We start from the raw sequence: 23,983 nt of genomic DNA, 5'->3' as shown, positions 1-23,983 counted from the left end.
GGATGGACAGCACGATGAATCTGCCGACGGAAGAAGACCTGGAGCTGGTCGAGTTCGCCCAGCGCGTCGTCGAGACCAACGGTGACGGTGAGGTGCACACCGTCGGGGCAGCCGTGAGAGACGCACAGGGCCGGATGTTCGGTGGTATCAACCTCTATCACTTCACCGGCGGACCTTGCGCGGAGTTGGTGGCGCTCGGGCATGCGCGTGCTGCGGGAGCACGCGAGCTGACGGCGATTGCTGCCGTCGGTGATAGGGGGCGCGGCGTGCTCGCGCCGTGTGGCCGGGACCGGCAGGTCCTGCTCGACCACCACCCGGGTATCCGCGTCCTCGTGCCGGCAGCCGGCGGCATTCGCAGTGTCGCGATCACCGATCTCCTGCCCCATGCCTACGTCTGGGGGGAGCAGTCCGCAGCGTCCGACGGAGCGCCGTGCTCGGCCGCGATGCAGACCCTGCATTTCCATCGCGCCTATCTCGAGGCTGTACGCACCGGGCGGAAGACGACCACGGTGCGGTTCCGTGACCCGGTGGAGACGGGCCCGGTGAACATGGTGTTCGAGTTGGATGACGAGGTGGTGCTCTCCGGTGTGGTCACTCGGATCACTTCCAAGAGCGTTGCCGAGTTGACCGAGGCGGACGCTGTCGCCGACGGGTTTCGTGATCTCGCCGAGCTGCAGGACAGGCTGCGGTTCCACTACCCCGACATCGAATCAACCGATGACGCCACCATCGTTCATTTCCGTCTGACGCGTTGACGGCGGGCCCGTAGGCACCCGCAGGGCCTCGCGGCCGATCCGGATCGGCCGCGAGGCGTTCCGTCACGCGGCGGACGGTGTCCTCGTCCGCCTGAACGAGACGCGCCACCACCGGGGCACTAGCCGGCCCCGCCGCCCGCGCGGACCAGGCCCGTCTCGTAGGCCAGGACCACCACCTGCACCCGGTCGCGCAGGCCCAGCTTGGTCAGGATGCGGCCCACGTGGGTCTTCACCGTCGCCTCCGACAGGACCAGCCGCGCCGCGATCTCGCCGTTCGACAGCCCCTGTGCCACCAGCAGCATGACCTCGCGCTCGCGCTCCGTCAGCCGCTCGATCTCCTTGTGCTCCGGCTCCTGCGTCGTCGTCGGCAGCATCGGCGCGAAGCGGTCCAGCAGGCGCCGCGTCGTGGACGGGGCCACCACCGCGTCCCCGCTGTGCACCGAGCGGATGGCGCCGAGCAGTTCGGCCGGCGGCACGTCCTTCAGCATGAAGCCGCTCGCGCCCGCCTTCAGGCCCGAGAAGGCGTACTCGTCCAGGTCGAAGGTGGTCAGGATGATCACCTTCGGGTGTTCCGCAAGCTCGCAGATCCGCCGCGTCGCCTCGACGCCGTCGAGCCTCGGCATGCGGACGTCCATCAGCACCACGTCCACCTTCGTGGCCCGCAGCACCTCCAGCGCCTCCAGGCCGTCGCCCGCCTCGGCGACGACCTCCATGTCCGGCTGGGCGGCGAGCACCATGCGGAAGCCGGTGCGCAGCAGGACCTGGTCGTCGACCAGCATCACTCGGATGGACATCAGTTACCTCGTCCTCGTCATCTCTTCTTCAGGGGCAGCAGTGCGCTGATCCGGAAGCCGCCACCGGGCCGCGGCCCCGCGTCCAGGGTTCCGCCGACCATACCGATCCGCTCGCGCATGCCGATCAGCCCGTGTCCGGCGCCGTCCGCGCCGCCGTCCTCGTACAGCTCGTGGGCCGCGCCGCGGCCGTCGTCCTCGACCAGCAGGCCGAGCCCGTCGTCGAAATAGACCAGGCGGACGCTGGCCTTCGCGTCGGGGCCGCCGTGCTTGCGGGTGTTGGTCAGCGCCTCCTGCACGATCCGGTACGCCGTCAGCTCGACGCCGCTGGGCAGCTGCCGCGGGGCGCCCTCGACCTCGAAGTCCACCGTGAGCCCGGCCGCCCGCACCTGCTCGACCAGGACCTCGATCTGCTCGACGTCGGGCTGCGGCACGTAGTCCTCGGACTCCTGGGGCTCGCCCGTGCGCAGGACGCCGAGCAGCCGGCGCATCTCGGCGAGGGCCTGGCGGCCGGTGCCGGAGATGGTCTGGAGGGCCTCCTTGGCCTGCTCGGGGGCCACGTCCATGACGTACGCGGCGCCGTCCGCCTGGACCACCATCACCGAGACGTTGTGGGCGACGACGTCGTGCAGCTCGCGGGCGATCCGGGCGCGCTCGGCGGCCACGGCCACCTTGGACTGGGCCTCGCGCTCCTTCTCCAGCCGGTGGTTGCGCTCGACCAGCTGGGCGTAATAGGCCCGCCGGGTGCGCAGGGAGTCGCCCAGCACCCAGGCCAGGACGAAGGGGACGATCATGAAGATAGCGAAGAGGACGTTGTCGACGTCGTTGGTGCCCTTGTCCACGCCGTACCGCAGGAAGTAGAGCGGCGCGGCCACCAGCCCCCAGCCCAGGGCGGTGCGCGAGACCCAGCGCGGGACCTCGCTCGCGGCGACCGTGTAGAGGATCACGAACATGGCGATGTCGTAGAACCCCGCGACGATCCCCGCGCCCAGCTGGAGCAGACCCGCCCCGAGGGTGAGCCAGAACATCGCCTGCGTCCACTTGCGGCGCAGGGCCAGGGCCGTGCTCAGAGCGATCACCACGGGGACGGCGGCGATCTTCAGGGGTCGGCTGATGTCGGGCTCGCCCGTGACGTTCAGCATCGAGACCCCGAAGAAGAGCACAGCCCAGAAGCTGTCGACGCCCGTCGGGTGTCTGCGGAGGAAGTCGTAGAGGCGCTGCACGTAACCCAGAGTAGGGAACGGTGATAGGTGCTGGAGTCAACCAGAGGTCCGAACCTGACACCGGGGACATACTCCCCAAGGTGGAGGGTGAGCATAGCCTTCGGTGATGAGCACTCCTGGTGAACCCACCGCTGCGGTCCGGTGGCGAGTTGCGATGGACGCCGCGCTGTACGGGCCCGGCGGCTTCTACGTGCGCCCCGCAGGCCCGGGTCCGGCCGGCCACTTCCGTACCTCCGTGCACGCCTCCGCCCTGTTCGCGGGGGCCGTGGCCCGGCTGCTGCGGTGGGTGGACGCGGAGCTCGGGCGGCCGCGCGAGCTCGACCTCGTCGACGTGGGGGCCGGCCGGGCGGAGCTGCTGTCGGGGGTGCTCGCCGCGCTGGACCCGGGAACGGCCGCGCGCGTGCGCCCGTACGCCGTGGAACGGGCCGGGCGGCCCGAGGGGCTCGACCCGCGGATCCGCTGGACCGGGGAGGTGCCCGAGGGGGTGACCGGGCTGCTCTTCGCCAACGAATGGCTGGACAACGTCCCCCTCGACGTCGCCGAGGACGGACACTACGTCCTGGTCGCGCCGGACGGTACGGAGAGCCGCGGCGGCCCGCTGGAGGACGCGGACCGGGCCTGGCTGGAGCGGTGGTGGCCGGGCGGCGGCCGCGCGGAGATCGGCCGCCCGCGCGACGAGGCCTGGGCGGCGGCCGCCGGGAGCCTGGAGCGGGGCCTGGCGGTGGCGGTGGACTACGCCCACACCCGGCAGGCCCGGCCCCCGTTCGGCACCCTGACGGGCTTCCGGGGCGGCCGGGAGGTTCCGGCCGTCCCGGACGGCAGCTGCGACGTCACCGCCCACGTGGCGCTGGACGCCTGCGCCGGGCCGGGATCGGTGCTGCTGACCCAGCGCGAGGCCCTGACCGCTCTCGGGGTCTCGGGTGAGCGGCCCCCGCTCGCCCTGGCCTCCTCGGATCCGGCGGCCTACGTACGGGCCCTGGCCTCGGCCGGCGAGGCGGCGGAGCTGACCTCCCGCTCCGGCCTGGGCGCCTTCGGCTGGCTGGTCCAGCCGGTGGGCGTGCCCCCCTGGCCGGGGCCGGGGCCGGGGCGGGGGCCGGGGCCGGAGTCCGAGCCGACGCGGGCCTGAGCTGCGCGGCCCGCGTCCGCAGGAGCAGCCGGCCGGTGGCGGACACGGGGGAGGGGCCGGACCCCGATCGGGATCCGGCCCCTCCTCATGACACCGCGCTGGCGCCGAAGGCTACTGCTTGACCTCGTCGTGGCCCGGGTGCAGACCGCCGCCACCGCCGCTGCCGCCGGGGGTCGGCGTCGAGACGACCGGCTTCGACAGCGGGGCGAGGTCGTAGGCGTAGTGGCCGACCGCGTCCGCGATGACGTCGACGTTGATGTCGAGCGCCTTCTGGTCGATGTTGGTGATGTCGTCACCCTTGCCGTGGTAGTTCACGTCGTAGGCGACACCGGCCTGGCCGCCGAACTTCGCGGCCTCTTCGGGCGTCTTGATGCCCTCGGCGCCGGTGAAGGTGCCGCCGGAGGGGATGCCGACCTCGATGAACGGGCCGTAGTCCGAGCGGCCGGAGAAGTCCGTGCCGGCGTGCGGGATCTTCTTGGAGTCGAGGAAGTCGGTGATCCCCTTCTCCAGCTGGGCGGAGCCCTCCGGGCCCGGGCCAGCGCCGACGCCGTCCGAGTCGTCGCCGTCGTACACGAAGTACGCGGCGTTCGGCGAGCCGATCATGTCGAAGTTGAGGTAGAGCTTGATCTGCTTCTTCTGGGCGTCGGTCAGACCGGCGACGTAGGCCTCGGAGCCGAGCAGGCCGAACTCCTCCGCCGACCACCAGGCGAACTTGACCTTGTTCTTGATCTTCTTCTGCTCGCTCGCGAGCCGCTGGGCGACCTGGAGGATGCCGGCGGAGCCGGATCCGTTGTCGTTGATGCCCGGCCCGGCCGCGACCGAGTCGAGGTGGGCGCCGAGGAAGACCGTGTTGTTCTCGTCGCCGCCCTTGGTCTCGGCGACGACGTTGAAGGTCTTGCGGTTCTCCCGCAGCTCGCGGATGTCGAGGGTGAGCTCGACCGGGCCGGCGGCGGCCTCGGCGGCCAGCTTCTCGCCGTCCTCCTGGGTGATGCCGCCCGTGGGGACCTTGCCCGCGGCCGGGTCGCCGATGGTGCCGTTCAGGGCGCCCGCGGTGTTGTTGTAGATGACCGCGCCGACCGCACCGGCGGCCGCCGCGTTCTGCTGCTTCACCGCGAAGGTGCAGCCGCCGCGCTTGACCAGGGCGATCTTGCCGGTGAAGGCGCCGGCGGCGAAGTCGCCGGGCTCGCAGCCGTTGGTCCCGTCCGCGTCGACCGGGGCGACGGCGACCGGGGCCGTCACACCGCCCTCGGGGGAGTTCGCCGTGTACGTCATCAGGTGGATCGGGACGTCGCGCCCGTTCGCACCGTTGACGGTGAGCTTCTCCTCGATGGTCTCGACGAAGACGAAGTCGAACTCGTTGCGGGTGACCTTGTAGCCGGCCGCCTTCATCACGGCCTCGACGTACTTGGCCGACTGCTCGTGGCCCTTGGAACCGGCCGCCCGGTTGCCGTTGTTGTAGTCGGCGATCGACTGCAGGACCTTGAGGTGGTTGAAGGCTCCCTTGCCGGTCGCGTCCTTGACCAGCTTCCGGGCCAGCGCGTCCGCCTTGGCGGCATCGCTCTGCGGGCTTCCGGTGGCACCGGCCGGTCCGGCGAGCAGCAGGGGAGAGACGAGGGCCGCGGCTGCCAGGGCGGCGGTTGCTGCGGCTATACGGCGTGAGGGCATGAAGGTCCTTCCACGACAGGCGAGCAGGGCAGGCGTAGCGGGGCACGACAGGGCGGAGCAGGCACAGCGCAGCGGAACGCGGCGGGCCGGTCCTGCGGACGCGGTGCGCGTTACGTGGGGGAACAGTGAGCGCACGTTAGACAGCAAGCGGCCATCATGGCCAGAGTTTTCGCTGATTTCGGTTTATGAATTCCGTATATCGGTGAGTCTGGGCCGGTCAAATCCGGCCATCCACCTGCCGGTTGGTCCCGTCGGAGGACCTACCGGAGGATGCCCTCGATGAAGTCGGACCCGATGCGGGCGACAGCACCCAGATCCAACTGGTGTTGGGCATAGCGGCCTTGCCTCCGCGTATGCATCAGACCGGCCCTTTTCAGGACGGCCAGGTGCCGCGACACCTCCGGCGCGGTGATCCCGTACACGTTCGCCAGTTCGCTCGTCGTGTACGGCGCCCGGGCCAGACTCCGGCACAGCATCATCCGCATCGGGTGCGCCAGTGCCTCCATCCGCCGCTGGAGCAGCTCCACCGAGCCCGGCCCGGAGGCCGGCCCGGGGGTGTCGAGCGGATAGTGGACCACCGGCCGCCACCGCGGTGCGTGCAGCACCAGCAGGTGCGGCCAGCCGAAGTCGGTCGGCACGAAGACGAGGCCGCTGCCTATTCGGGGATCGGTGGCCGTGGTGGTCCCGTGGACCATCTTGTCGGCGGTGACGGTCGTGAGGCCCTCGTCGACGCTCAGCGCCGTCGAGACGTCCTTCAGCGCGGCCGGCAGGCCCTTGCGGCGCAGCAGCTCGGCCTTGTGCCGGGCGTCGGCGCTCTGCCCGGGCTCAAGGCGCTTCCACGTCTCGGCGAAGAACGCCTCGTCGCAGTCCTCCAGGAGCCGCCTGAGCCACACCCGCACGGCCGCGGTGTCGTCCAGCAGCCGCACGGAGAAGGCCAGGGGGCCGGGGCCGCGGGCGGCGGCCGCCTCCAGCGCCCTGGCCCGGGCCGCCGCGTCCTTCAGCGGCGAGGGCCCGCCGCCCTCGTTGTAGAGCCCCAGCCAGCAGTGCTCCAGGGCGGCCCCCACGAACCGCTCGTCGTCCAGCCGGTCGACCACGTCGAGCTCCTCGGCGAGCGTCGCCGCCGGCCGTCCGGACCCACCGGGGACCCCGGCGAAGGCCATGAAGATGTCGGAGAAGGAACTGCGCCACATGAACTCGGCCTCCAGCAGGCGGTCCGCGAGACACGGATCGAGCGAGGCGGAGGTGGCGGTCGTCCAGGAGGCGAGCCGCGGGTGGTGCGACGGCTGCGAGAGAGCGTGCAGGGCCATGCAGAGCTCCGCGAGCGGGGAGGGCGCGAAGGTGATCCGCTCCTGGGGGAGCCCGGCGATGTCGATGGTGACGCTCATCGGGCCATTCTGTCCGTTCCCGCACGTCGGGGGCGTCCGGTCCGGGCACCCGGCGCCTGCCGTACGGGTGGCCGCGCGGGCCCCGGCGCGGCCGCCGGTCGAGTGATCACGACCGGCGTACGACCGCCCCCGCGGCCGCGCTGCCGACGGCCCCGCGGGCGCTTTCCGGCCGGACGGTTGACGGGGAACGTCAACCGTCGTGCGCGGCGGGGCCGACGGGGTGAGGGTGGAGTCATGACAGCGATCGAGCAGTACCTCATCGACACCTACCGCGCGTCCCAGCACGGGGACCCCATGCCCCCGCCGCCCGGGCGCGACGACGTGGCCGTCGTCCGCGCCGCCCGCTCCTACCAGCAGTTCCAGGCCGTCCTGGACGGCGGCGAGGCCCGCCGCCCCTGGCGTGCCGCCCTGCGCCGGATGCTGACCCGCCCGCACCCGTGCTGACGCACGGCCGGCCGCCCGCGGCGGGGTCCCGGTCCCGCCCCCGAAGGCAGGGACCGGGCCACCCGACTACTCGAAGTTCGGCACGTTGCGCTGGTACACCAGCCGCAGCCCGATCAGCGTCAGCCACGGCTCGTGGTCGTCGATCACCGACGACTCGCCGAGCACCATCGGGGCCAGACCGCCGGTCGCGATGACCCGGACGTCGTCCGGATCGCCGTTCGGCCCGGCCAGCTCCTTGGCCATCCGGGCCACGACCCCGTCGACCTGACCCGCGAAACCGTAGATCACGCCCGACTGCATCGCCTCGACCGTGGACTTGCCGATCACGTGGCGCGGCCGGGCCAGCTCGATCTTGCGCAGCTGGGCGCCCCGTACGCCGAGCGCGTCCATCGAGATCTCGATGCCCGGGGAGATCACCCCGCCCACGTACTCGCCCTTCGCGGACACCGCGTCGAAGGTGGTCGCCGTACCGAGGTCCACCACGATCGCCGGGCCCCCGTAGAGCTCGACCACCGCGACCGCGTTCACGATGCGGTCCGCGCCGACCTCCTTCGGGTTGTCCATCAGGATCGGCACGCCCGTCTTCGTGCCCGGCTCCACGATCACAGCGGGCACGTCGCCGTAGTAGCGGCGGGTCACCTCGCGGAGCTCGTGCAGGACCGACGGCACCGCCGAGCAGATCGCGATGCCGTGGATCCCGTCGCCCAGCTCGCTGCCGAGCATCGGGTGCATGCCCATCAGCCCCTGCATCAGCACGGCCATCTCGTCGGCCGTGCGCTGCGGGTCGGTCGAGATGCGCCAGTGCTCGACGATCTCGTCACCGTCGAACAGGCCCAGGACCGTGTGGGTGTTGCCTACGTCGATGGTGAGCAGCACGGGTTACACCGCCTCGCGCAGATCGAGACCGATGTCCAGGATCGGCGAGGAGTGGGTCAGCCCGCCGACCGCCAGGTAGTCCACCCCGGTGTCCGCGTACGCGCGGGCGGTGTCCAGCGTCAGCCGGCCCGAGGACTCCAGCACCGCGCGGCCGGCCACCAGCGTGACGGCCTCCTCGGTCTCCGGAACCGTGAAGTTGTCCAGCAGGATCAGGTCGGCGCCCGCGTCCAGGACCTCACGGACCTGGTGCATCGTGTCGACCTCGACCTCGATCGGGACGTCCGGGAACGCCTCGCGCACCGCGTTGAAGGCCTGCGCGACGCCGCCGGCGGCCACCACGTGGTTGTCCTTCACCAGCGCCGCGTCCGACAGGGACATGCGGTGGTTGACGCCGCCGCCGCAGCGGACCGCGTACTTCTCCAGCGAACGCAGGCCCGGCGTGGTCTTGCGGGTGTCGCGGACCCTGGCCTTCGTGCCCTCCAGGACGTCGGCCCAGCGGCGGGTGGCCGTCGCGATGCCGGAGAGCCGGCACAGGATGTTCAGCGCGCTGCGCTCGGCCGTCAGCAGGTCGCGGGTGCGGGCGCGGACCGACAGCAGCACCTCGCCGGCCTTGACGGTGTCGCCGTCCTCCGCGTGCCGCTCCACCTCGAAGGCCTCCGTGCACACCACGGAGAACACCGCCTCGGCGATGCGCAGGCCCGCCACGACACCGTCCTCGCGGGCGACGAAGTCGGCGACGGCCTCGGCGTCCTCGGGGACCGTGGCCACGGTGGTGACGTCCACGCCGCCGTCGAGGTCCTCGGAGAGCGCCATGTGGGCGATGTCCTCGACCTCGACGGGGTCCAGGCCCGCGTCCGCCAGCAGCTCGGCGAGCGCCGGGTCGAGGCCGCTCTCCTCGCCGTCGCCGCAGGCGCAGTCGTCGCCGCAGCCGCCGTCGTTCTGGTCGATGAGGGGAAGTTCGGGGGTGCTCACGGTCACTGCTCCAGGCTCGGGTTGCTCAGGGGGTGCACGGACGGGAAGTCCGCGGAGTCGGTGGGTACGACGACCAGGGCCCGCCTCTCGGTGGCCGAGAGCCGGACCACGAGGTGGCGGCGCCACCGGGCATCGTCCCGGTCCGGGTGGTCCTCGCGCCAGTGGCAGCCGCGGGTCTCCTCGCGCCGCCGCGCGGCGGCGACCAGGACCCGTGCCACGCACAGCAGGTTGGTGGCCTCCCAGGTGTCCACACCGGGTTCGGCGGTCTTGCCGTGTGCTTCGAGATCGTTCAGGGCGGTGGCGTACAGCCCTTCGAGGGCCTCGGCCGCCGCTTCCAGCGAACGGGCGGAACGGAGCACGCCCGCGCCGTCCGTCATGATCCGCTGGATCTCGTACCGGGCACCGGCGGGCTGCAGCGGGCCGGTCGAGGGGACCGGGACGCCGGGGCCGTTGCCGCCGTACTCCTGCGTGGTGATGTCCTCCGCGATCCGCTCGGCGAAGACCAGCCCCTCCAGCAGCGAGTTGGAGGCGAGCCGGTTCGCGCCGTGCACGCCCGTGCACGCGACCTCGCCGCAGGCGTACAGGCCGGGGACGGTCGTGCGCCCCTGCAGGTCGGTCCGTACGCCGCCGGAGGCGTAGTGCGCGGCGGGCGCCACCGGGATGGGCTCCGTCACCGGGTCGATGCCGTGCGCGCGGCAGGCGGCGAGGATGGTCGGGAAGCGCTGCTCCCACATCCGCGCGCCGAAGTGCCGGGCGTCCAGGTACATGTGCTGCGCGCCCTGCTCCTGCATGCGGCGCATGATGCCCTTGGCGACGATGTCGCGCGGGGCCAGCTCGGCGAGCTCGTGCTGGCCGACCATGAAGCGCACGCCGTCCCCGTCGACGAGGTGTGCGCCCTCGCCCCGCACCGCCTCCGACACCAGCGGCTGCTGCCCCTCGGCGTCCGGCCCGAGGAACAGCACCGTCGGGTGGAACTGCACGAACTCCAGGTCGGAGACCTCGGCCCCGGCGCGCAGCGCGAGCGCCACGCCGTCGCCGGTGGACACCGACGGGTTGGTCGTGGCGGAGAAGACCTGGCCCATGCCGCCGGTCGCGAGGATCACGGCCGGGGCGTGGACGGCGCCGACGCCGTCGTGCTGGCCCTCGCCCATGACGTGCAGGGTGACACCGGCCGTACGGCCCTGCGCGTCCTGCAGGAGGTCGAGGACGAGAGCGTTCTCCACGGTCTCGATGCCCGCGGCGTGCACGGCCTCGACCAGTGCCCGCGAGATCTCGGCGCCGGTGGCGTCGCCGCCCGCGTGCGCGATCCGCCGGCGGTGGTGCCCGCCCTCCCGGGTCAGCTCTATCTCCCCGGTCTCGGTGGAGGTGTCGAAGACCGCGCCGGTGTCGATCAGCCGCCGCACCGCGTCCGGGCCCTCGGTGACGAGCAGCCGTACGGCCTCCTCGTCGCACAGGCCGGCGCCCGCCACCAGGGTGTCGTCGAGGTGCTGCTCGGGGCTGTCGCCCTCGCCGAGCGCCGCGGCGATGCCGCCCTGCGCCCAGCGGGTGGAGCCGTCGTCGAGCCGGGCCTTGGTGACCACGACGGTACGGCGGCCCGCGGCCGCGCAGCGCAGAGCGGCGGTCAGACCCGCCACACCGGAGCCGACGACCACGACGTCGGCGTCGAGGGACCAGCCGGGCGCCGGCGCGTGCAGCCGTATGCCGGTGCTGCCGGCCGGGCCTCTGCCAGGGGTGCTCACGAGTGTGCTCCGAATTCCAATGGGATGTTGTCGATCAGCCGGGTCGTGCCCACCTTCGCGGCGACGGCCAGCACGGCCTGCCCGGTGAAGTCGGGACCGGCCTCGGTGAAGTCCTTCGGGTCCACCAGCGCCAGGTAGTCCAGCACGAGCGGCGGCTCCGAGCGGGCCGCGTCGTCCAGCACGTGGGCCGCCGCGGCCCGGACCGCGTCCGGCAGGCCCGCGCAGGCCGCCGAGACGGCGTGCGCGTCGGCCGAGGCGCGGATCTCGCCCAGCCTGGCCAGCGCGGTGGCCCGCTCGTCGGTGGCCGGGGCGGCCTCGGCGCGGGCCCGCAGCGCCGCCTGCGCGGCGAGCCGGTCGCGTCCGGCGAACAGGGCGCGGGACAGCGCCAGGGCGGTCTGCCGGTCCGCGGGGGAGAGGTAGCGGTTGCGGGACGACAGGGCCAGGCCGTCCTCCTCGCGGACGGTCGGCACGCCGACCACCTCCACGGGGAAGTTCAGGTCGGTCACCATCCTCCGGATCAGGGCCAGTTGCTGCGCGTCCTTCTGGCCGAAGAGGGCCAGGTCGGGGCGGGTCAGGTGGAGCAGCTTGGCGACGACGGTCAGCATCCCGTCGAAGTGGCCGGGACGGGTGGCCCCTTCGAGGCGCTCGCCCATCGGGCCGGCGCTGACGCGCACCTGCGGGTCCCCGCCCGGGTAGACCTCGTCGACGGCGGGGGCGAACACCGCGTCGGCGCCCGCCTCTTCGGCGATCGAGAGGTCCGCGTCGAGGGTGCGGGGGTAGCGGTCGAGGTCCTCACCCGCCCCGAACTGCAGCGGGTTGACGAAGACGGTGACGACGACCTGGCCCTCGGGCCCGGCCTGTTCGCGGGCGGTACGGATCAAGGTGGCGTGGCCCTCGTGGAGGGCGCCCATGGTCATCACCACGGCCCGCCGTCCGGTGCGCGGCAGCTTGTGCAGCTCATCGGCGGTGTGCAGCAGCAGCTCGGTCACTGATCGCCCCCGTCAGGGTCCGTGTCGGCGAGTACGCCGAGCAGGTCCTCGGCGAGTTCGGGCTTGAGCAGACCGTGCGCGAGGGCCCGGTCGGCGGTGGTGCGGGCCATGGCCAGGTACCCGGCGACAGCGCCCGGCGCGTGCCGGCGCAGCTCCGCGACGTGCGCGGCGACCGTCCCCGCGTCGCCGCGGGCCACCGGCCCGGTCAGGGCGGCGTCCCCGGAGCGCAGGGCGTTGTCGAGGGCCGCGCCGAGCAGCGGGCCGAGCATCCGGTCGGGGTGCGCGACCCCGGCCTTGCGCAGCAGCTCCAGCGACTGGGCGACCAGCGTGACCAGGTGGTTCGCACCCAGGGCGAGTGCCGCGTGGTAGAGCGCGCGGTTCTCCTCGGCGATCCACTCGGGCTCCCCGCCCATCTCGATGACCAGGGCCTCGGCGGCCAGCCGCAGCTCGTCGGGGGCGGTGACGCCGAAGGAGCAGCCGGCCAGCCGCTGCACGTCGACCTCGGTGCCGGTGAAGGTCATCGCGGGGTGCAGGGCCAGCGGCAGGGCGCCCGCCCGGCGCGCCGGGTCGAGCACGGCCGTCCCGTACCGGCCCGAGGTGTGCACGAGGAGCTGGCCGGGCCGGACCGCCCCGGTCTCCGCGAGCCCCTCCACGAGCGCCGGCAGGGCGTCGTCGGGGACGGTCAGCAGGACCAGGTCGGACAGTTCCAGCACCTGCGCGGGCGGCACCAGCGGCACGTTGGGCAGCATCCGCGCGGCGCGGCGCACGGAGGTGTCGGAGACGCCCGACACGGCGACGGGACGGTGGCCCGCCTGCTGGAGCGCACGGGCCAGCGCCGGGCCGACCCGGCCCGCCCCGACGACGCCGACGGCGAGCCGGGCAGGGCGTGGCTGCTGTGATGGATTCACGCGGGGAATGCCTTCCGTTCCAGTCCGCGGGGGTACCGGACGATACGCCGCCATGCTAGCCCGTGGGGCTCTTGGCCGGTCGGTGACGAGGGGCGAGGATCAGGGGTCATGAGCGACAGCGACGACGAAATGCAGCACACGGCCCGGCTCGTGGCGGCCTGGCGGGCGGCGGACAGGACCCTGACCCGCAGTCCGCGCGAAGCCACGGTGGGTGAAGCCCTGGCGGGGCTCGCCGAGGCCCCGTACGACTACGACATGGACGCGCCGGGCGACATCTACGGCGACGGGGTCGTCGCGGAGCTGGAGCGGCGGGTGGCGCAGCTGCTCGGGACGCAGGACGCCGCGTTCTTCCCGAGCGGCACGATGGCGCAGCAGGTCGCCCTGCGCTGCTGGGCCGGCCGGACCGGGAACCCGGTCGTGGCGCTGCACCCGATGAGCCACCCGGAGATGTGGGAGGGCGAGGCACTGTCGACGGTCTCCGGGCTGCGGGTCGTCCACCCGACGACCGGGGCGCACCAGATGACCGCGGAGGAGGTCGAGGCCGTCCGTGAGCCCTTCGGCACGCTGATGCTGGAGCTGCCGCTGCGCGAGGCCGGGTTCCTGCTGCCCACCTGGGAGGAGCTTCAGGCGCTGGTCGAGGCGGGCCGGGAGCGGGAGGCTGCGATCCACTTCGACGGCGCCCGGCTGTGGGAGTGCACCGTCCACTTCGGCCGCCCGCTGCCGGAGATCGCCGGGCTCGCCGACTCCGTTTACGTCTCGTTCTACAAGTCGCTCGGCGGCCTGAGCGGGGCGGCCCTGGCCGGGTCGCGGGAGTTCGTCGAGGAGACCAGGGTCTGGCGCCACCGCTACGGGGGCCAGATCTTCCGCCAGTTCCCGCAGGCCCTGGCCGCGCTGGCCGGGCTGGAGCGGGAGCTGCCGCGGCTGCCGTCGTACGTCGCCCAGGCGCGGAGGGTGGCCGGGGCGCTGCGCGAGGCCCTCGCGAAGTCCGGCGTCCCGTGGTCGCGCGTCCACCCCGAGGAGCCGCACACGCACCAGTTCCAGGTGTGGCTGCCGTACGACCCGGACCGGCTGACGGACGCGGGCCTGCGGCAGGCGGAGGAGACGGGCACGGTCCTCTTCCGCCGCTGGTCGGCCGGGGGGCCGCCGGGCCTCGCGGTGACCGAGGTGGACGTCACGCAGCCGGGCCTGTCCTGGACGGAGTCAGACGTCCACGAGGCGGTCTCGGCCTTCGTGGCCCGTATCTGACGCCGCCGGGCGGGGCCGGAATCGGCCCCGCCGCGGCCCGCCGGCCCGGCCGCGCCCGGACCCCGCCGAACAGCCGCCCGCCTGCACCGGCCCGGTCCGGTCCGGCCCGTACCACCCGCACCCCCGGAGGGAAGCGGCGAAACGCCGAATTGCGCGAAAGTCGCCGGTGGGGACCGGCCACGGAGTTACCGTCCTTTGACCGCAATTACCGGCCACCGTGCCCGGAGGAGACACCATGACCGCTCAGCCCGCGTGGCGGAAGTCCTCGTTCTGCGGCGACGGCGACGCCTGCGTCTACGTCGCCGTCACCCCCGGAGCCCTCGTGAAGGTCGCCGACCGCGTCGACCCCGCCCATCTGGTCCTCGCCACGACCCAGGCCGCCTGGGCGGACTTCCTGCGCGCGGTCAAGGAGACCGGCTGAGGCCGGAGCCGACGTCCGGCCGCGCCGCGCCGCAGCTGCCCCTCCTCAGGGGATTTTGTCCGATTAGCGCGTATCTTCGGCCCATGCCCACGCCCTACGGATCCCGCGGCGGCATGGCGTTCAGCGCTGCTGAGCTGCACGTGCTCAGGCGTTCGCTCGCCCACGCCCTTCAGTCCTCCTCGGCCCCCCTGGCGGCCGAGGAGGTCCAGGACTGCCTGCGCCTCGCGCAGTCGGTGGACGAAGCGGTCCGGGAGGCGGGCCGGCTCAGAGCCTTCGTCCTGGACGATCTGGCCCGCTACCGGGGCGCCCTGCCCGGCAGCCTCTCCGGCTATCTGGAACTGCTCCGGCAGGCCCTCGCCGCCGGCTACGAGCCGACCCCCGACGACCTTGCCGCCCTGCGCGCGCTGCGGGGCAATCCGGCTGCCGCCGCGCTGCTGGAGCGGGCCCGGGCCGTCGCGGAGCGCTCCGTACGGCGGCGCCTGAGCACCACCCCCGCGCCCCGCACCCGCCTGCTGACCCTGGCGGGCGGCCGGGAGGAGCCGCCGCGGCCGGCGCCCGCGCCCAAGGAGCGCCCGCGCCCCGAACGGCCGGTCCCGACCCCCGGCGAGGTCTTCCCGCCGCGCCGCAAGCCCACCCCGCCCCCGGCGTCCGGGCTCGCCGTCATGTGAGCGCGCCCGGCAGGTCCGGGTGACGGGGCGGGACGCACCCCTCACCCACCCGGACCGGCCCGGGCGCGTGTGGCTACGCTGGGGGCATGGACTACGTCTCCGCGCTCGTGCCCCCCTTCGTGATGGCCGCGTTCTTCATCGCCCTCGTCGTGACGATCGTGAAGAGCCAGGGCGGCTCCAACAAGTCCAAGGAGGACGCGGCGGTCGACGCCGTGATCGCCCGGGCCGAAGCCACCCGCCAGCAGCAGAACTAGAGCGCGGACCCCTCCGCGCGGGCGCCCGGCCGTACCGGCCGTGCGCCCGATTTTTGTTGCGCGTTGCCGAGTGAATAGTCGGGCAATTCCGCACAACCCGCACTATCGTGCTGTTGTGCCTCGCCCCTTGGGAGAACTCGAAGACGCCGTCATGACGCGGGTGTGGCAGTGGAACCGCCCGGTCACCGTTCGGGAAGTCCTGGAAGACCTCCAGCAGGAACGGTCCATCGCGTACACCACGGTCATGACCGTTATGGACAATCTCCATCAGAAGGGCTGGGTCCGCCGGGAAGCCGAAGGCCGCGCCTATCGATATACGGCGGTCTCCACCCGCGCCGCCTACTCGGCCGCACTGATGAACGAAGCCTGGTCGACGAGCGACAACCCCGCCGCCGCTCTCGTCGCCTTCTTCGGCATGATGTCCGCGGAACAGCGCGAAGCGCTCCGGGACGCCGTCCGCGTCGTCCAGTACGACGACGAGTCCGTCCCCGAGGCCCCGGCGGAACCCCGTGCGGAAGCCCCCGCCGAACCCTCCCCGGAACCCCCCGCGCCGCCGGAAGCCGAAGACGAGTCCGCCGAGCCCCCGAGGCCGCCGGGGCGATAGCGTCCGCAGCCATGGGAGAGTTTTCCTCTGCACATGCAGAAACAGTGACGATCCGCCGCGCCCGCACACGCGATGTTCCCGCGCTGCGCCGCCTCCTCGACCAGTACGTGCAGCAGCGGATCCTGCTCGACAAAGCACCGGTCGTCCTTTACGAGGACATCCAGGAGTTCTGGGTCGCGGAACGCGACTCCGATGCACAGGTGGTGGGCTGCGGTGCACTCCACGTGATGTGGGAAGACCTGGCCGAAGTGCGCACTCTCGCCGTGGACCGCGACTTGAAGGGTGCCGGCGTCGGCCATCAGGTGCTCCAGCAGTTGTTGAGCACCGCCCGCGCGCTCGGGGTGAGCCGCGTTTTCTGCCTGACCTTCGAAGTCGAGTTCTTCGCGAAGCACGGCTTCGTCGAGATCGGCGAGACCCCGGTCGAGACCGATGTCTACATGGAGCTCTTGCGTTCCTATGACGAGGGCGTCGCCGAGTTCCTCGGTCTCGAACGAGTGAAGCCGAACACCTTGGGCAACAGTCGGATGCTTCTGCACCTCTGATCGATGGCCTCAGCTTTTCCGGCGCTCGGCGCACCTGTGGCCTATGTCCGAATCGCGCACGTTTCCCGCCCCGTTGCGGTCCTGAACCTCTCCCGGGGGGTTTGTGTTTTCCAGGCAAAAGCGGTTTCCTTTCCGCGTACTGCTTTTCGATGAAAGGAAATCCCGGTGGCACAGAAGGTTCAGGTCCTTCTTGTCGACGACCTCGACGGTGGCGAGGCGGACGAGACGGTGACGTTCGCTCTGGATGGCAAGACCTACGAGATCGACCTCACCACCGCCAACGCTGAAAAGCTCCGCGGTCTGCTCGACCCGTACACCAAGGGCGGCCGCCGCACCGGTGGCCGTGCCTCCGCGGCCCGCGCCAAGGGCCGTGCCTCCGCGGCGACCGGCAACCCGGACACCGCCGAGATCCGCGCGTGGGCCAAGGAGAACGGCTACAACGTGAACGACCGCGGCCGCGTCCCGGCCGAGATCCGCGAGGCCTACGAGAAGGCCAAGGGCTGACGGACCCCGTTCGTACGCCGTCCCAGGCGCGCCCGGTGGCATTCCGTCGCCGCCGCCGCGACCAGGCGTACGAGATCGGGCCCGTGAGCGGGCCCTGGGGCCCGCCCGGGACCGGGCAGGGCCGGCAGCAGTGCCTCACACCCCTGCTCGGGGGGTCGCAGCCACACGGCGGCCCCCCGAGGGCTTTCTCCCGGGGGCGGCCCCGGAGGAGCCGGGGCGGTGATCCGCCCGCCCGCACCCAGGGCGGTCAGATCCAGGGCGACCCCGCCCCACTCCAGCCAGTCGAGCAGCCCGTCGAGCTCCTCTGCGCTCCCGGGGGCCACCAGGAACCGCATCCGGCGCCCCATCACGGCCACCGGACCCGTGGCGACCGGCCGGCGCAACAGCGCCGTCCCCGCGTCCGACGGCAGCTCCAGGACGTCGAAGCCGATGCCCGTCACGAGCTGCACCGGCGGCCCGCCCGTGACGGTCCAGCCGAGCACCCTCCCGTACCAGGCGGCGTACGCGTCCTCCTCGGGCGCGACGCGGGGCGGCGGGACGGTCGGCAGGACGGTTGCGGCCATGCCCGGAGCAACTGCAGAAACGCTTCGGGGTTACGGTAGAGGTGACGTTCCGCACTCGCAGATGTGCGGAACGTAAACGTCCGGGGTGGTGGAGTCCCACATTCGAGACGGAACTCTGTTCGCCCTCAGCGGAGGGAACCGGCGTCACCGGCATGGAGTGTCAGCCCTTACGGGTAAGACATTCCTAGTGGATCGGGGCGACACGCTGTTTTGACCGGCTTCCGTTCGCCGTCGGCGTACACGCATGACGGGTATCTGCCTGGCCTGCGGGAACATCGTCTCGCACCATCGAGTTGGAGCAGTTGTCGGCTCTTCAAGCCGGTTTTCCCGCTGATGCAGGGGTGAGCCGTGGACGGATGTCGGCAGTTGGAATGAGCTGTCCCGCCCCACGGGACTAGCATGCGGAAGGACAGGGCGGGGACCGACCCCGAACTGCCCGACCGCTCTGAGGAGCGATAAACGATGTTCGAGAGGTTCACCGACCGCGCGCGGCGGGTTGTCGTCCTGGCTCAGGAAGAAGCCCGGATGCTCAACCACAACTACATCGGCACCGAGCACATCCTCCTGGGCTTGATCCACGAGGGTGAGGGTGTCGCCGCTAAGGCCCTGGAGAGCCTCGGGATTTCGCTCGAGGCTGTTCGCCAGCAGGTTGAGGAGATCATCGGTCAGGGGCAGCAGGCCCCGTCCGGCCACATCCCCTTCACCCCGCGGGCGAAGAAGGTCCTGGAGCTTTCGCTCCGAGAGGCCCTCCAGCTCGGCCACAACTACATCGGCACCGAGCACATCCTGCTCGGCCTGATCCGCGAGGGCGAGGGCGTCGCAGCCCAGGTCCTCGTGAAGCTGGGCGCCGATCTCAACCGAGTCCGGCAGCAGGTCATCCAGCTGCTCTCCGGCTACACCGGCGGGGGCAAGGAGTCGGCCACGGCCGGCGGCCCGGCCGAGGGCACGCCCTCGACCTCGCTGGTCCTGGACCAGTTCGGCCGCAACCTCACCCAGGCTGCCCGCGAATCCAAGCTCGACCCGGTCATCGGGCGCGAGAAGGAGATCGAGCGGGTCATGCAGGTGCTGTCCCGCCGTACCAAGAACAACCCGGTCCTCATCGGCGAGCCCGGCGTCGGCAAGACCGCCGTCGTCGAGGGCCTGGCGCAGGCGATCGTCAAGGGCGAGGTCCCCGAGACCCTCAAGGACAAGCACCTCTACACGCTTGACCTCGGCGCCCTGGTCGCCGGTTCCCGCTACCGCGGTGACTTCGAGGAGCGCCTGAAGAAGGTGCTCAAGGAGATCCGCACCCGCGGCGACATCATCCTGTTCATCGACGAGCTCCACACCCTCGTGGGTGCGGGCGCCGCCGAGGGCGCGATCGACGCCGCCAGCATCCTCAAGCCCATGCTGGCCCGTGGTGAGCTCCAGACCATCGGTGCCACGACGCTCGACGAGTACCGCAAGCACCTCGAGAAGGACGCGGCCCTCGAGCGCCGCTTCCAGCCGATCCAGGTGGCGGAGCCTTCCCTCCCCCACACGATCGAGATCCTCAAGGGCCTGCGCGACCGCTACGAGGCCCACCACCGCGTCTCCATCACGGACGAGGCCCTCGTCCAGGCGGCGACGCTGGCGGACCGCTACATCTCGGACCGCTTCCTCCCGGACAAGGCGATCGACCTGATCGACGAGGCCGGCTCCCGGATGCGCATCCGCCGGATGACGGCGCCGCCGGACCTCCGCGAGTTCGACGAGAAGATCGCGGGCGTGCGCCGCGACAAGGAGTCGGCCATCGACTCCCAGGACTTCGAGAAGGCAGCCTCTCTCCGTGACAAGGAGAAGCAGCTGCTGGCGGCGAAGACCAAGCGCGAGAAGGAATGGAAGTCCGGCGACATGGACGTCGTCGCCGAGGTCGACGGCGAGCTCATCGCCGAGGTCCTCGCGACCGCGACCGGCATTCCCGTCTTCAAGCTCACCGAGGAGGAGTCCTCGCGACTGCTCCGCATGGAGGACGAGCTCCACCGTCGGGTCATCGGCCAGAAGGACGCCATCAAGGCGCTCTCGCAGGCGATCCGCCGTACCCGTGCGGGTCTGAAGGACCCGAAGCGCCCGGGTGGCTCGTTCATCTTCGCCGGCCCGTCCGGTGTCGGTAAGACCGAGCTCTCCAAGACGCTCGCCGAATTCCTCTTCGGCGACGAGGACGCGCTGATCTCCCTCGACATGTCGGAGTTCAGCGAGAAGCACACGGTTTCCCGCCTCTTCGGTTCGCCCCCCGGTTACGTGGGCTACGAAGAGGGTGGCCAGCTCACCGAGAAGGTGCGCCGGAAGCCGTTCTCCGTCGTCCTCTTCGACGAGGTCGAGAAGGCCCACCCGGATATCTTCAATTCCCTTCTCCAGATCCTGGAGGACGGTCGCCTGACCGACTCCCAGGGCCGGGTCGTGGACTTCAAGAACACGGTCATCATCATGACGACCAACCTGGGTACCCGGGACATCTCGAAGGGCTTCAACCTGGGCTTCGCGGCGCAGGGCGACACGAAGACCGGCTACGACCGGATGAAGGCGAAGGTCAACGAAGAGCTCAAGCAGCACTTCCGGCCCGAGTTCCTGAACCGTGTCGACGACACGGTCGTCTTCCACCAGCTCACCGAGGAAGACATCATCCAGATCGTCGACCTGATGATCGCGAAGGTCGACGAGCGCCTCAAGGACCGCGACATGGGCATCGAGCTGAGCGGCGACGCCAAGCTCCTGCTCGCCAAGCGCGGCTACGACCCGATCCTGGGTGCCCGGCCGCTGCGCCGGACCATCCAGCGCGAGATCGAGGACATCCTGTCGGAGAAGATCCTCTTCGGCGAGCTGCGTCCCGGTCACATCGTGGTCGTCGGCAAGGAGGGTGAGGGCGAGGAAGCCAAGTTCACCTTCCGCGGCGAGGAGAAGTCGGCCCTGCCCGACCTCCCCCCGATCGAGGCCACGGGCTCCGGCCCGGACCTGTCGAAGGGCGCGTAACGCGTAGGTGCGACTGAGCGCCACAAGGGGCGGCCCCGGAACCTCACGGTTCCGGGGCCGCCCCTTTTCCCGTGGGGGCTACTGCTCGTACACCGTGTAGAGGGAATCGATCTCGGCCTCGGGGAACCGTTCTGCCAGCCGCTCCTCCAGCCGGGGCGGCAGCTCCTCGTCCCCGTACAGCCGCAGGGTCCGCAGCGACGGCAGCCGGACGTGCTCGACGAGACCCTCCACTACGTCGTCCGGTACGGCGAGCTCCTCCAGCTGTTCGAGCCGCGACAGCTCCACCCAGTCCGTCGGCCCGGACGGCCGCCAGTGTTGTCCGAGGTTCAGGATGCGCAGCCCCGTGTGCCGGCCCAGACCGGTCACGTCGACCGTCGGAGCGTCCAGGAGCAGGCTCTCCAAGCCCGCCTCGGAAGACAGACCACTGGCCGACCAGGGGAACTTCGTGTACAACTCCAGCGAGCGCAGGCAGGTCCAGCTCGATATGACGTCGTGCAGGCTCGGGGCGGACACGTGGAGACAGGCCTCCTCCAGGGGCAATCCGCGCAAACCCGTCACATCGGTGAGCCCTGTGCACCTGACGATCTCCAGCTTCGCCAGTGAGGTCTGCCCGCGCAGGAAATCGAGGTCGCGGATGTCCGAGACGTTGAGGCTCAGGTACGACATCTGGACGCGGGAGCACAGCTCGGACAGGGCCCGGTAGGACACCCCCGGCGTGAAGTAGAGCCCGGGCCGCCGCTCGAACGCGTGCAGGGCGTCGGCTTCTTCGTCGCGGCCGATCCGCAGCGCCGCCGGAGCGGGGTCGAGGCGTTCGATGACCTCCCGGGCGTACTCCCGGGCGTCGAAGCGGATCCACAGCGACACGAGGGCCGCGCGGACCCGGTCCGATGCCGAGGCGCGAAAACCGGCCAGGTAGGGGATCGCCCGCTCCGAGAGCGTCTGGCCGGCCGCCGCGAGGGCCATCAGGGCCTCGTGCTCGTCCGCCGTCGCCGGGTCGGCCAGCAGTTCCAGTACCAGCGGTCCGGTCCGGCCCAGTTCCTCGGCCTCCTGCTCGCTGCGGGGCGGCAGCAGGTGCCGTACGGCCGCTTCGGCCTCGGCGCGCAGTGCGGGGTCGAGCTCCGCCGCGTACTGGAGGGAGGCGTAGGCGAGGAGCACGGCCCGGTTGGTGCCCCGGTCGAGCAGTGCCCGGATGATCTCGGTGCGTTCGCGCGGGCGGCCCTGGGCGACCGCCATGCGGATGACGTCCTCCCACTGGTCGTCGTCCGCGTGCAGGGCCAGCTCGTCGACCCCGCCCTCGTCCAGGGCGGCCCGCGCGCCCAGGAAGTCCTGGAAGGTGCGGTGCACGAACTCGACGGTGTCCACCGTCGGGGCTCGCAGCAGGCCGGTGCGCTCCAGGAAGTACGCGAACACGGCCCGCGCGTCACCGAGGACGCCGGCGGCCGGCACAGCGGGCAGTCCGTCCGCGATCAACGCCTCGGCACGGGACCGGTCCATCTCGGTACGGCCGTTGCGGACCAGCCAGTGGGCGAGCCGCTGGAGCAGCTGGAGCTGGGGTTCCTCCGCCAGGCAGGGCCGCCGCAGGCCCCGCTCGCGGTCGCGGCGGTGCAGCAGCATCGACAGGGCGGCCGCGTACAGCTCCTTGCGGCCGGTCGGCAGGAATCCCCGGCGCTCGCGGTGCAGGGCGCAGATCAGACCGCACAGCAGCGGATTGGTGGCGAGCCGGGCCAGGTCGGGTTTGGCGCGTACGGAGTCCTGCAGCAGGCCCGCGTACCCCTCGGGGACGGCTGCGGCGGTGTGCCAGCGCTCGATGAAGGCCCGTACGTTCGCAGGGCTCATCGGGTCCAGGGTGACCTCGGTGAAGGCCTCGCCCGAGAGCCAGTCCCGCCGGACCGCAGAGGGGCGGGAGGTCACCAGCCAGCGGTTGCCGGGGTAGGCGGTGATCAGGTCGGCGAGCCAGTCCCGGGCGCCTTCCCGTTCGTCCTCGGGGATTTCGTCGATGCCGTCGACCAGCAGCAGGGCCCGCCCGTCGCGCAGGACGCGGCTCTCCCATCCCTCGGGGGCCTCCCCGGCCAGCGGGGTCCCGGCGAGGAAGTCGCGGGGCGCGGGCAGCCGCTCGCCGTGCCGGGTCAGGGTGCGCAGGGGGAGAACGTACGGGATGAGCCTGCGGCCGGGACCCCCGGCCGTGGAGACGGCCAGCCACTGGATGAGCGTCGTCTTGCCCGATCCGGCATCACCGCGCAGCAGGACCCGGTCGTGTCCGGCGAAGAGCCGCTCGGCGGGCAGGAAGCGCGGCGCGGGGTTCTGCGTGCCCTCGTCCTCGTCCCTGGCGGCGGACCGGGCCGTGAGGCTCACGTACGCCGCGTCCAGCGGCCAGCGGGAGGATCCCGGTTCCAGGTCCAGGCCGAAGATGGTGAGCGAGGAGTGGCGGCGGGCCACATAGGCGAGGTAGCGCTCCTCGAAGGCCGTGTCCCGGCCGTCCTGCCGGGGCAGGCGCCTCAGCAGCTCGTCCACCTTCGCGATGGTCTCGGCGTGCAGCTTGCTCTGCTCGACCAGGGTCGCCGCCACGAAGGTGGAGCGCTGGGTGAAGAAGTCCAGGATGTGCAGGCAGGCCAGTTCGACGAGGCGGTCGTGGAACAGTTCCGCGTCCCGGGAGAGCCCGGGGTGCGGGGCGGCGGCCCGGAGCCGGCGGGCGAAGGCCCCGGGGCCGAGGCGGACGGCCTCCACGTCGGAGAGGGTGAGGTCGCCCAGGGCGTGGAGGGTCGCCGCGAGGGCCGCCGCCACCCCGGCCTCCTCGCCGGGCGGGAGCGGTCGCTCGCCGGGGGCCCGCAGGGCTTCGCGCACCAGGTGGTCGGCCAGCCTGCGCAGGTCCGCTGTGTCGAGGTCGCGTTTCTCGCGCCAGGAGACGTAGGAGGAGATGCGCCGGGGGCGGTCGACCAGGCCCGCGCCCGCGCCTTCGGTCCGTAAGAGCTTCTTGATCAGGGGCGCCACGACCGCCGAAGCCAGCCGGATCCCCGCTGCTGTTGCGTCCACGAGCCCGGAGCGTAGTGCCGGTCACATTCGCGGGGATCCGGACCGGGGAACCCGTGCCCCGGCCGGTGACAAGCCGCACAGGGCAAATCGGACATACTAGGGGGTTTCGTAGATCAAAGAGGGTCTGATCGAGGGGTTTAGTCCCTGGAAAATCCCGTCAACGGGACAAATCACCCTGACGCACCTACGAGCCCCGGTAGTAAAGGGGGACGTTTGGGGAACTCCGGACATCCGGGTTACCAAAGATGAGCCAACCCGGCACATGGCTGAGCGTGCCGGGTCACTTCATGC

General features: G+C 71.7%; 22 protein-coding genes. 11 read left to right on the top strand and 11 right to left on the bottom strand.

Annotated features, from left to right (window positions below; genetic code table 11):
- The first annotated feature begins 2 nt into the window (after positions 1 to 2).
- Entirely contained in the window at positions 3 to 755 is a 753-nt protein-coding gene (locus OHA91_RS17190) for an ASCH domain-containing protein (protein ID WP_051892876.1), read from the top strand.
- 119 nt (positions 756 to 874) lie between these two features.
- Here the strand turns inward: OHA91_RS17190 and OHA91_RS17185 are convergent, their stop codons facing one another.
- Both OHA91_RS17185 and OHA91_RS17180 read right to left on the bottom strand, forming a co-directional pair.
- Positions 875 to 1,549, bottom strand: a complete 675-nt coding sequence (locus tag OHA91_RS17185) for a response regulator transcription factor (RefSeq protein ID WP_328739575.1) — start codon at positions 1,547 to 1,549, stop codon at positions 875 to 877.
- A 17-nt stretch (positions 1,550 to 1,566) separates the two neighbouring features.
- Positions 1,567 to 2,769 carry a sensor histidine kinase gene (locus tag OHA91_RS17180; RefSeq protein ID WP_031147786.1) on the bottom strand — a complete coding sequence of 401 codons (1,203 nt, stop codon included), beginning with the start codon at positions 2,767 to 2,769 and terminating at the stop codon, positions 1,567 to 1,569.
- Positions 2,770 to 2,875: 106 nt separating this feature from the next.
- Between OHA91_RS17180 and OHA91_RS17175 the strand changes: the two genes are divergently transcribed.
- Positions 2,876 to 3,895, top strand: coding sequence for an SAM-dependent methyltransferase (locus OHA91_RS17175; RefSeq protein ID WP_328739574.1), 1,020 nt, complete (start codon positions 2,876 to 2,878; stop codon positions 3,893 to 3,895).
- A 111-nt stretch (positions 3,896 to 4,006) separates the two neighbouring features.
- Here OHA91_RS17175 and OHA91_RS17170 read toward each other — a convergent pair whose 3' ends face one another.
- Both OHA91_RS17170 and OHA91_RS17165 read right to left on the bottom strand, forming a co-directional pair.
- Positions 4,007 to 5,560: a M28 family metallopeptidase gene (locus OHA91_RS17170; RefSeq protein ID WP_031147789.1), complete on the bottom strand. Its 1,554-nt coding sequence runs from the start codon at positions 5,558 to 5,560 to the stop codon at positions 4,007 to 4,009.
- Between the two features lie 260 nt (positions 5,561 to 5,820).
- The gene (locus OHA91_RS17165; RefSeq protein ID WP_328739573.1) at positions 5,821 to 6,945 is read right to left on the bottom strand and encodes a DUF5937 family protein; all 1,125 of its coding nucleotides are present in this window, start codon (positions 6,943 to 6,945) and stop codon (positions 5,821 to 5,823) included.
- A 234-nt stretch (positions 6,946 to 7,179) separates the two neighbouring features.
- On the opposite strand from OHA91_RS17165, the gene OHA91_RS17160 reads away from it, so the two are divergent.
- The gene (locus OHA91_RS17160) at positions 7,180 to 7,389 is read left to right on the top strand and encodes a hypothetical protein (RefSeq protein WP_031147793.1); all 210 of its coding nucleotides are present in this window, start codon (positions 7,180 to 7,182) and stop codon (positions 7,387 to 7,389) included.
- Between the two features lie 66 nt (positions 7,390 to 7,455).
- Here OHA91_RS17160 and OHA91_RS17155 read toward each other — a convergent pair whose 3' ends face one another.
- From OHA91_RS17155 to OHA91_RS17135, 5 genes are read right to left on the bottom strand one after another with little or no spacing between them, the layout of a single operon-like run.
- Positions 7,456 to 8,265, bottom strand: a complete 810-nt coding sequence (locus OHA91_RS17155) for a type III pantothenate kinase (RefSeq protein WP_031147794.1) — start codon at positions 8,263 to 8,265, stop codon at positions 7,456 to 7,458.
- Between the two features lie 3 nt (positions 8,266 to 8,268).
- The gene (nadC, locus tag OHA91_RS17150) at positions 8,269 to 9,237 is read right to left on the bottom strand and encodes a carboxylating nicotinate-nucleotide diphosphorylase (RefSeq protein ID WP_031147796.1); all 969 of its coding nucleotides are present in this window, start codon (positions 9,235 to 9,237) and stop codon (positions 8,269 to 8,271) included.
- 2 nt (positions 9,238 to 9,239) lie between these two features.
- Positions 9,240 to 10,976, bottom strand: coding sequence for an L-aspartate oxidase (locus OHA91_RS17145; protein WP_031147797.1), 1,737 nt, complete (start codon positions 10,974 to 10,976; stop codon positions 9,240 to 9,242).
- Positions 10,973 to 11,965 (bottom strand): pantoate--beta-alanine ligase, encoded by a 993-nt coding sequence (panC, locus tag OHA91_RS17140; RefSeq protein WP_031147798.1) that lies wholly within the window; start codon positions 11,963 to 11,965, stop codon positions 10,973 to 10,975. The genes OHA91_RS17145 and panC overlap by 4 nt, the downstream gene beginning before the upstream one ends.
- Complete coding sequence (locus OHA91_RS17135; protein ID WP_381624060.1) at positions 11,962 to 12,927, bottom strand: Rossmann-like and DUF2520 domain-containing protein; 966 nt, start codon at positions 12,925 to 12,927, stop codon at positions 11,962 to 11,964. Before OHA91_RS17135 ends, panC begins: the two co-directional genes overlap by 4 nt.
- 54 nt (positions 12,928 to 12,981) lie before the next feature.
- On the opposite strand from OHA91_RS17135, the gene OHA91_RS17130 reads away from it, so the two are divergent.
- The 7 genes from OHA91_RS17130 (at position 12,982) to OHA91_RS17100 (ending at position 17,111) form a co-directional block, all read left to right on the top strand.
- Positions 12,982 to 14,118 (top strand): threonine aldolase family protein, encoded by a 1,137-nt coding sequence (locus tag OHA91_RS17130; RefSeq protein ID WP_328739571.1) that lies wholly within the window; start codon positions 12,982 to 12,984, stop codon positions 14,116 to 14,118.
- Positions 14,119 to 14,353: 235 nt separating this feature from the next.
- Positions 14,354 to 14,539: a DUF397 domain-containing protein gene (locus OHA91_RS17125; protein WP_030817586.1), complete on the top strand. Its 186-nt coding sequence runs from the start codon at positions 14,354 to 14,356 to the stop codon at positions 14,537 to 14,539.
- Between the two features lie 83 nt (positions 14,540 to 14,622).
- Positions 14,623 to 15,207, top strand: a complete 585-nt coding sequence (locus tag OHA91_RS17120; RefSeq protein WP_266498824.1) for a hypothetical protein — start codon at positions 14,623 to 14,625, stop codon at positions 15,205 to 15,207.
- An 86-nt stretch (positions 15,208 to 15,293) separates the two neighbouring features.
- Positions 15,294 to 15,461, top strand: a complete 168-nt coding sequence (locus OHA91_RS17115) for a hypothetical protein (protein WP_030961778.1) — start codon at positions 15,294 to 15,296, stop codon at positions 15,459 to 15,461.
- A 115-nt stretch (positions 15,462 to 15,576) separates the two neighbouring features.
- On the top strand, positions 15,577 to 16,065 hold the full coding sequence (locus OHA91_RS17110; protein WP_031147805.1) for a BlaI/MecI/CopY family transcriptional regulator: 489 nt from the start codon (positions 15,577 to 15,579) through the stop codon (positions 16,063 to 16,065).
- Between the two features lie 11 nt (positions 16,066 to 16,076).
- Entirely contained in the window at positions 16,077 to 16,607 is a 531-nt protein-coding gene (locus OHA91_RS17105; protein ID WP_031147806.1) for an amino-acid N-acetyltransferase, read from the top strand.
- 165 nt (positions 16,608 to 16,772) lie between these two features.
- On the top strand, positions 16,773 to 17,111 hold the full coding sequence (locus tag OHA91_RS17100) for a histone-like nucleoid-structuring protein Lsr2 (RefSeq protein ID WP_031147808.1): 339 nt from the start codon (positions 16,773 to 16,775) through the stop codon (positions 17,109 to 17,111).
- Here the strand turns inward: OHA91_RS17100 and OHA91_RS17095 are convergent.
- Positions 17,090 to 17,674 (bottom strand): SCO3374 family protein, encoded by a 585-nt coding sequence (locus OHA91_RS17095; protein ID WP_328739570.1) that lies wholly within the window; start codon positions 17,672 to 17,674, stop codon positions 17,090 to 17,092. The two genes, OHA91_RS17100 and OHA91_RS17095, sit on opposite strands and share 22 nt — an antisense overlap.
- Positions 17,675 to 18,136: 462 nt before the next feature.
- Here OHA91_RS17095 and OHA91_RS17090 point away from each other — a divergent pair, with 462 nt between their 5' ends.
- On the top strand, positions 18,137 to 20,662 hold the full coding sequence (locus OHA91_RS17090; protein WP_031147810.1) for an ATP-dependent Clp protease ATP-binding subunit: 2,526 nt from the start codon (positions 18,137 to 18,139) through the stop codon (positions 20,660 to 20,662).
- A 78-nt stretch (positions 20,663 to 20,740) separates the two neighbouring features.
- Here OHA91_RS17090 and OHA91_RS17085 read toward each other — a convergent pair whose 3' ends face one another.
- On the bottom strand, positions 20,741 to 23,692 hold the full coding sequence (locus OHA91_RS17085; RefSeq protein WP_328739569.1) for an NACHT domain-containing protein: 2,952 nt from the start codon (positions 23,690 to 23,692) through the stop codon (positions 20,741 to 20,743).
- Positions 23,693 to 23,983: the final 291 nt, after the last annotated feature.

Source organism: Streptomyces erythrochromogenes (assembly GCF_036170895.1).
Lineage (GTDB): Bacteria > Actinomycetota > Actinomycetes > Streptomycetales > Streptomycetaceae > Streptomyces > Streptomyces erythrochromogenes.
The sequence above is the reverse complement of the archived record's forward strand: the minus strand, read 5'-3'. Positions and strand labels throughout refer to the sequence as shown.

Bases quoted from the DNA above. Each gene is read 5' to 3' on its own strand.
- OHA91_RS17190 (WP_051892876.1), top strand. From the start codon at position 3: ATGGACAGCACGATGAATCTGCCGACGGAAGAAGACCTGGAGCTGGTC.
- OHA91_RS17185 (WP_328739575.1), bottom strand. From the start codon at position 1,549: ATGTCCATCCGAGTGATGCTGGTCGACGACCAGGTCCTGCTGCGCACC.
- OHA91_RS17175 (WP_328739574.1), top strand. From the start codon at position 2,876: ATGAGCACTCCTGGTGAACCCACCGCTGCGGTCCGGTGGCGAGTTGCG.
- OHA91_RS17170 (WP_031147789.1), bottom strand. From the start codon at position 5,560: ATGCCCTCACGCCGTATAGCCGCAGCAACCGCCGCCCTGGCAGCCGCG.
- OHA91_RS17165 (WP_328739573.1), bottom strand. From the start codon at position 6,945: ATGAGCGTCACCATCGACATCGCCGGGCTCCCCCAGGAGCGGATCACC.
- OHA91_RS17160 (WP_031147793.1), top strand. From the start codon at position 7,180: ATGACAGCGATCGAGCAGTACCTCATCGACACCTACCGCGCGTCCCAG.
- OHA91_RS17135 (WP_381624060.1), bottom strand. From the start codon at position 12,927: ATGGCGGCGTATCGTCCGGTACCCCCGCGGACTGGAACGGAAGGCATT.
- OHA91_RS17130 (WP_328739571.1), top strand. From the start codon at position 12,982: ATGAGCGACAGCGACGACGAAATGCAGCACACGGCCCGGCTCGTGGCG.
- OHA91_RS17125 (WP_030817586.1), top strand. From the start codon at position 14,354: ATGACCGCTCAGCCCGCGTGGCGGAAGTCCTCGTTCTGCGGCGACGGC.
- OHA91_RS17120 (WP_266498824.1), top strand. From the start codon at position 14,623: ATGCCCACGCCCTACGGATCCCGCGGCGGCATGGCGTTCAGCGCTGCT.
- OHA91_RS17115 (WP_030961778.1), top strand. From the start codon at position 15,294: ATGGACTACGTCTCCGCGCTCGTGCCCCCCTTCGTGATGGCCGCGTTC.
- OHA91_RS17105 (WP_031147806.1), top strand. From the start codon at position 16,077: ATGGGAGAGTTTTCCTCTGCACATGCAGAAACAGTGACGATCCGCCGC.
- OHA91_RS17095 (WP_328739570.1), bottom strand. From the start codon at position 17,674: ATGGCCGCAACCGTCCTGCCGACCGTCCCGCCGCCCCGCGTCGCGCCC.
- OHA91_RS17090 (WP_031147810.1), top strand. From the start codon at position 18,137: ATGTTCGAGAGGTTCACCGACCGCGCGCGGCGGGTTGTCGTCCTGGCT.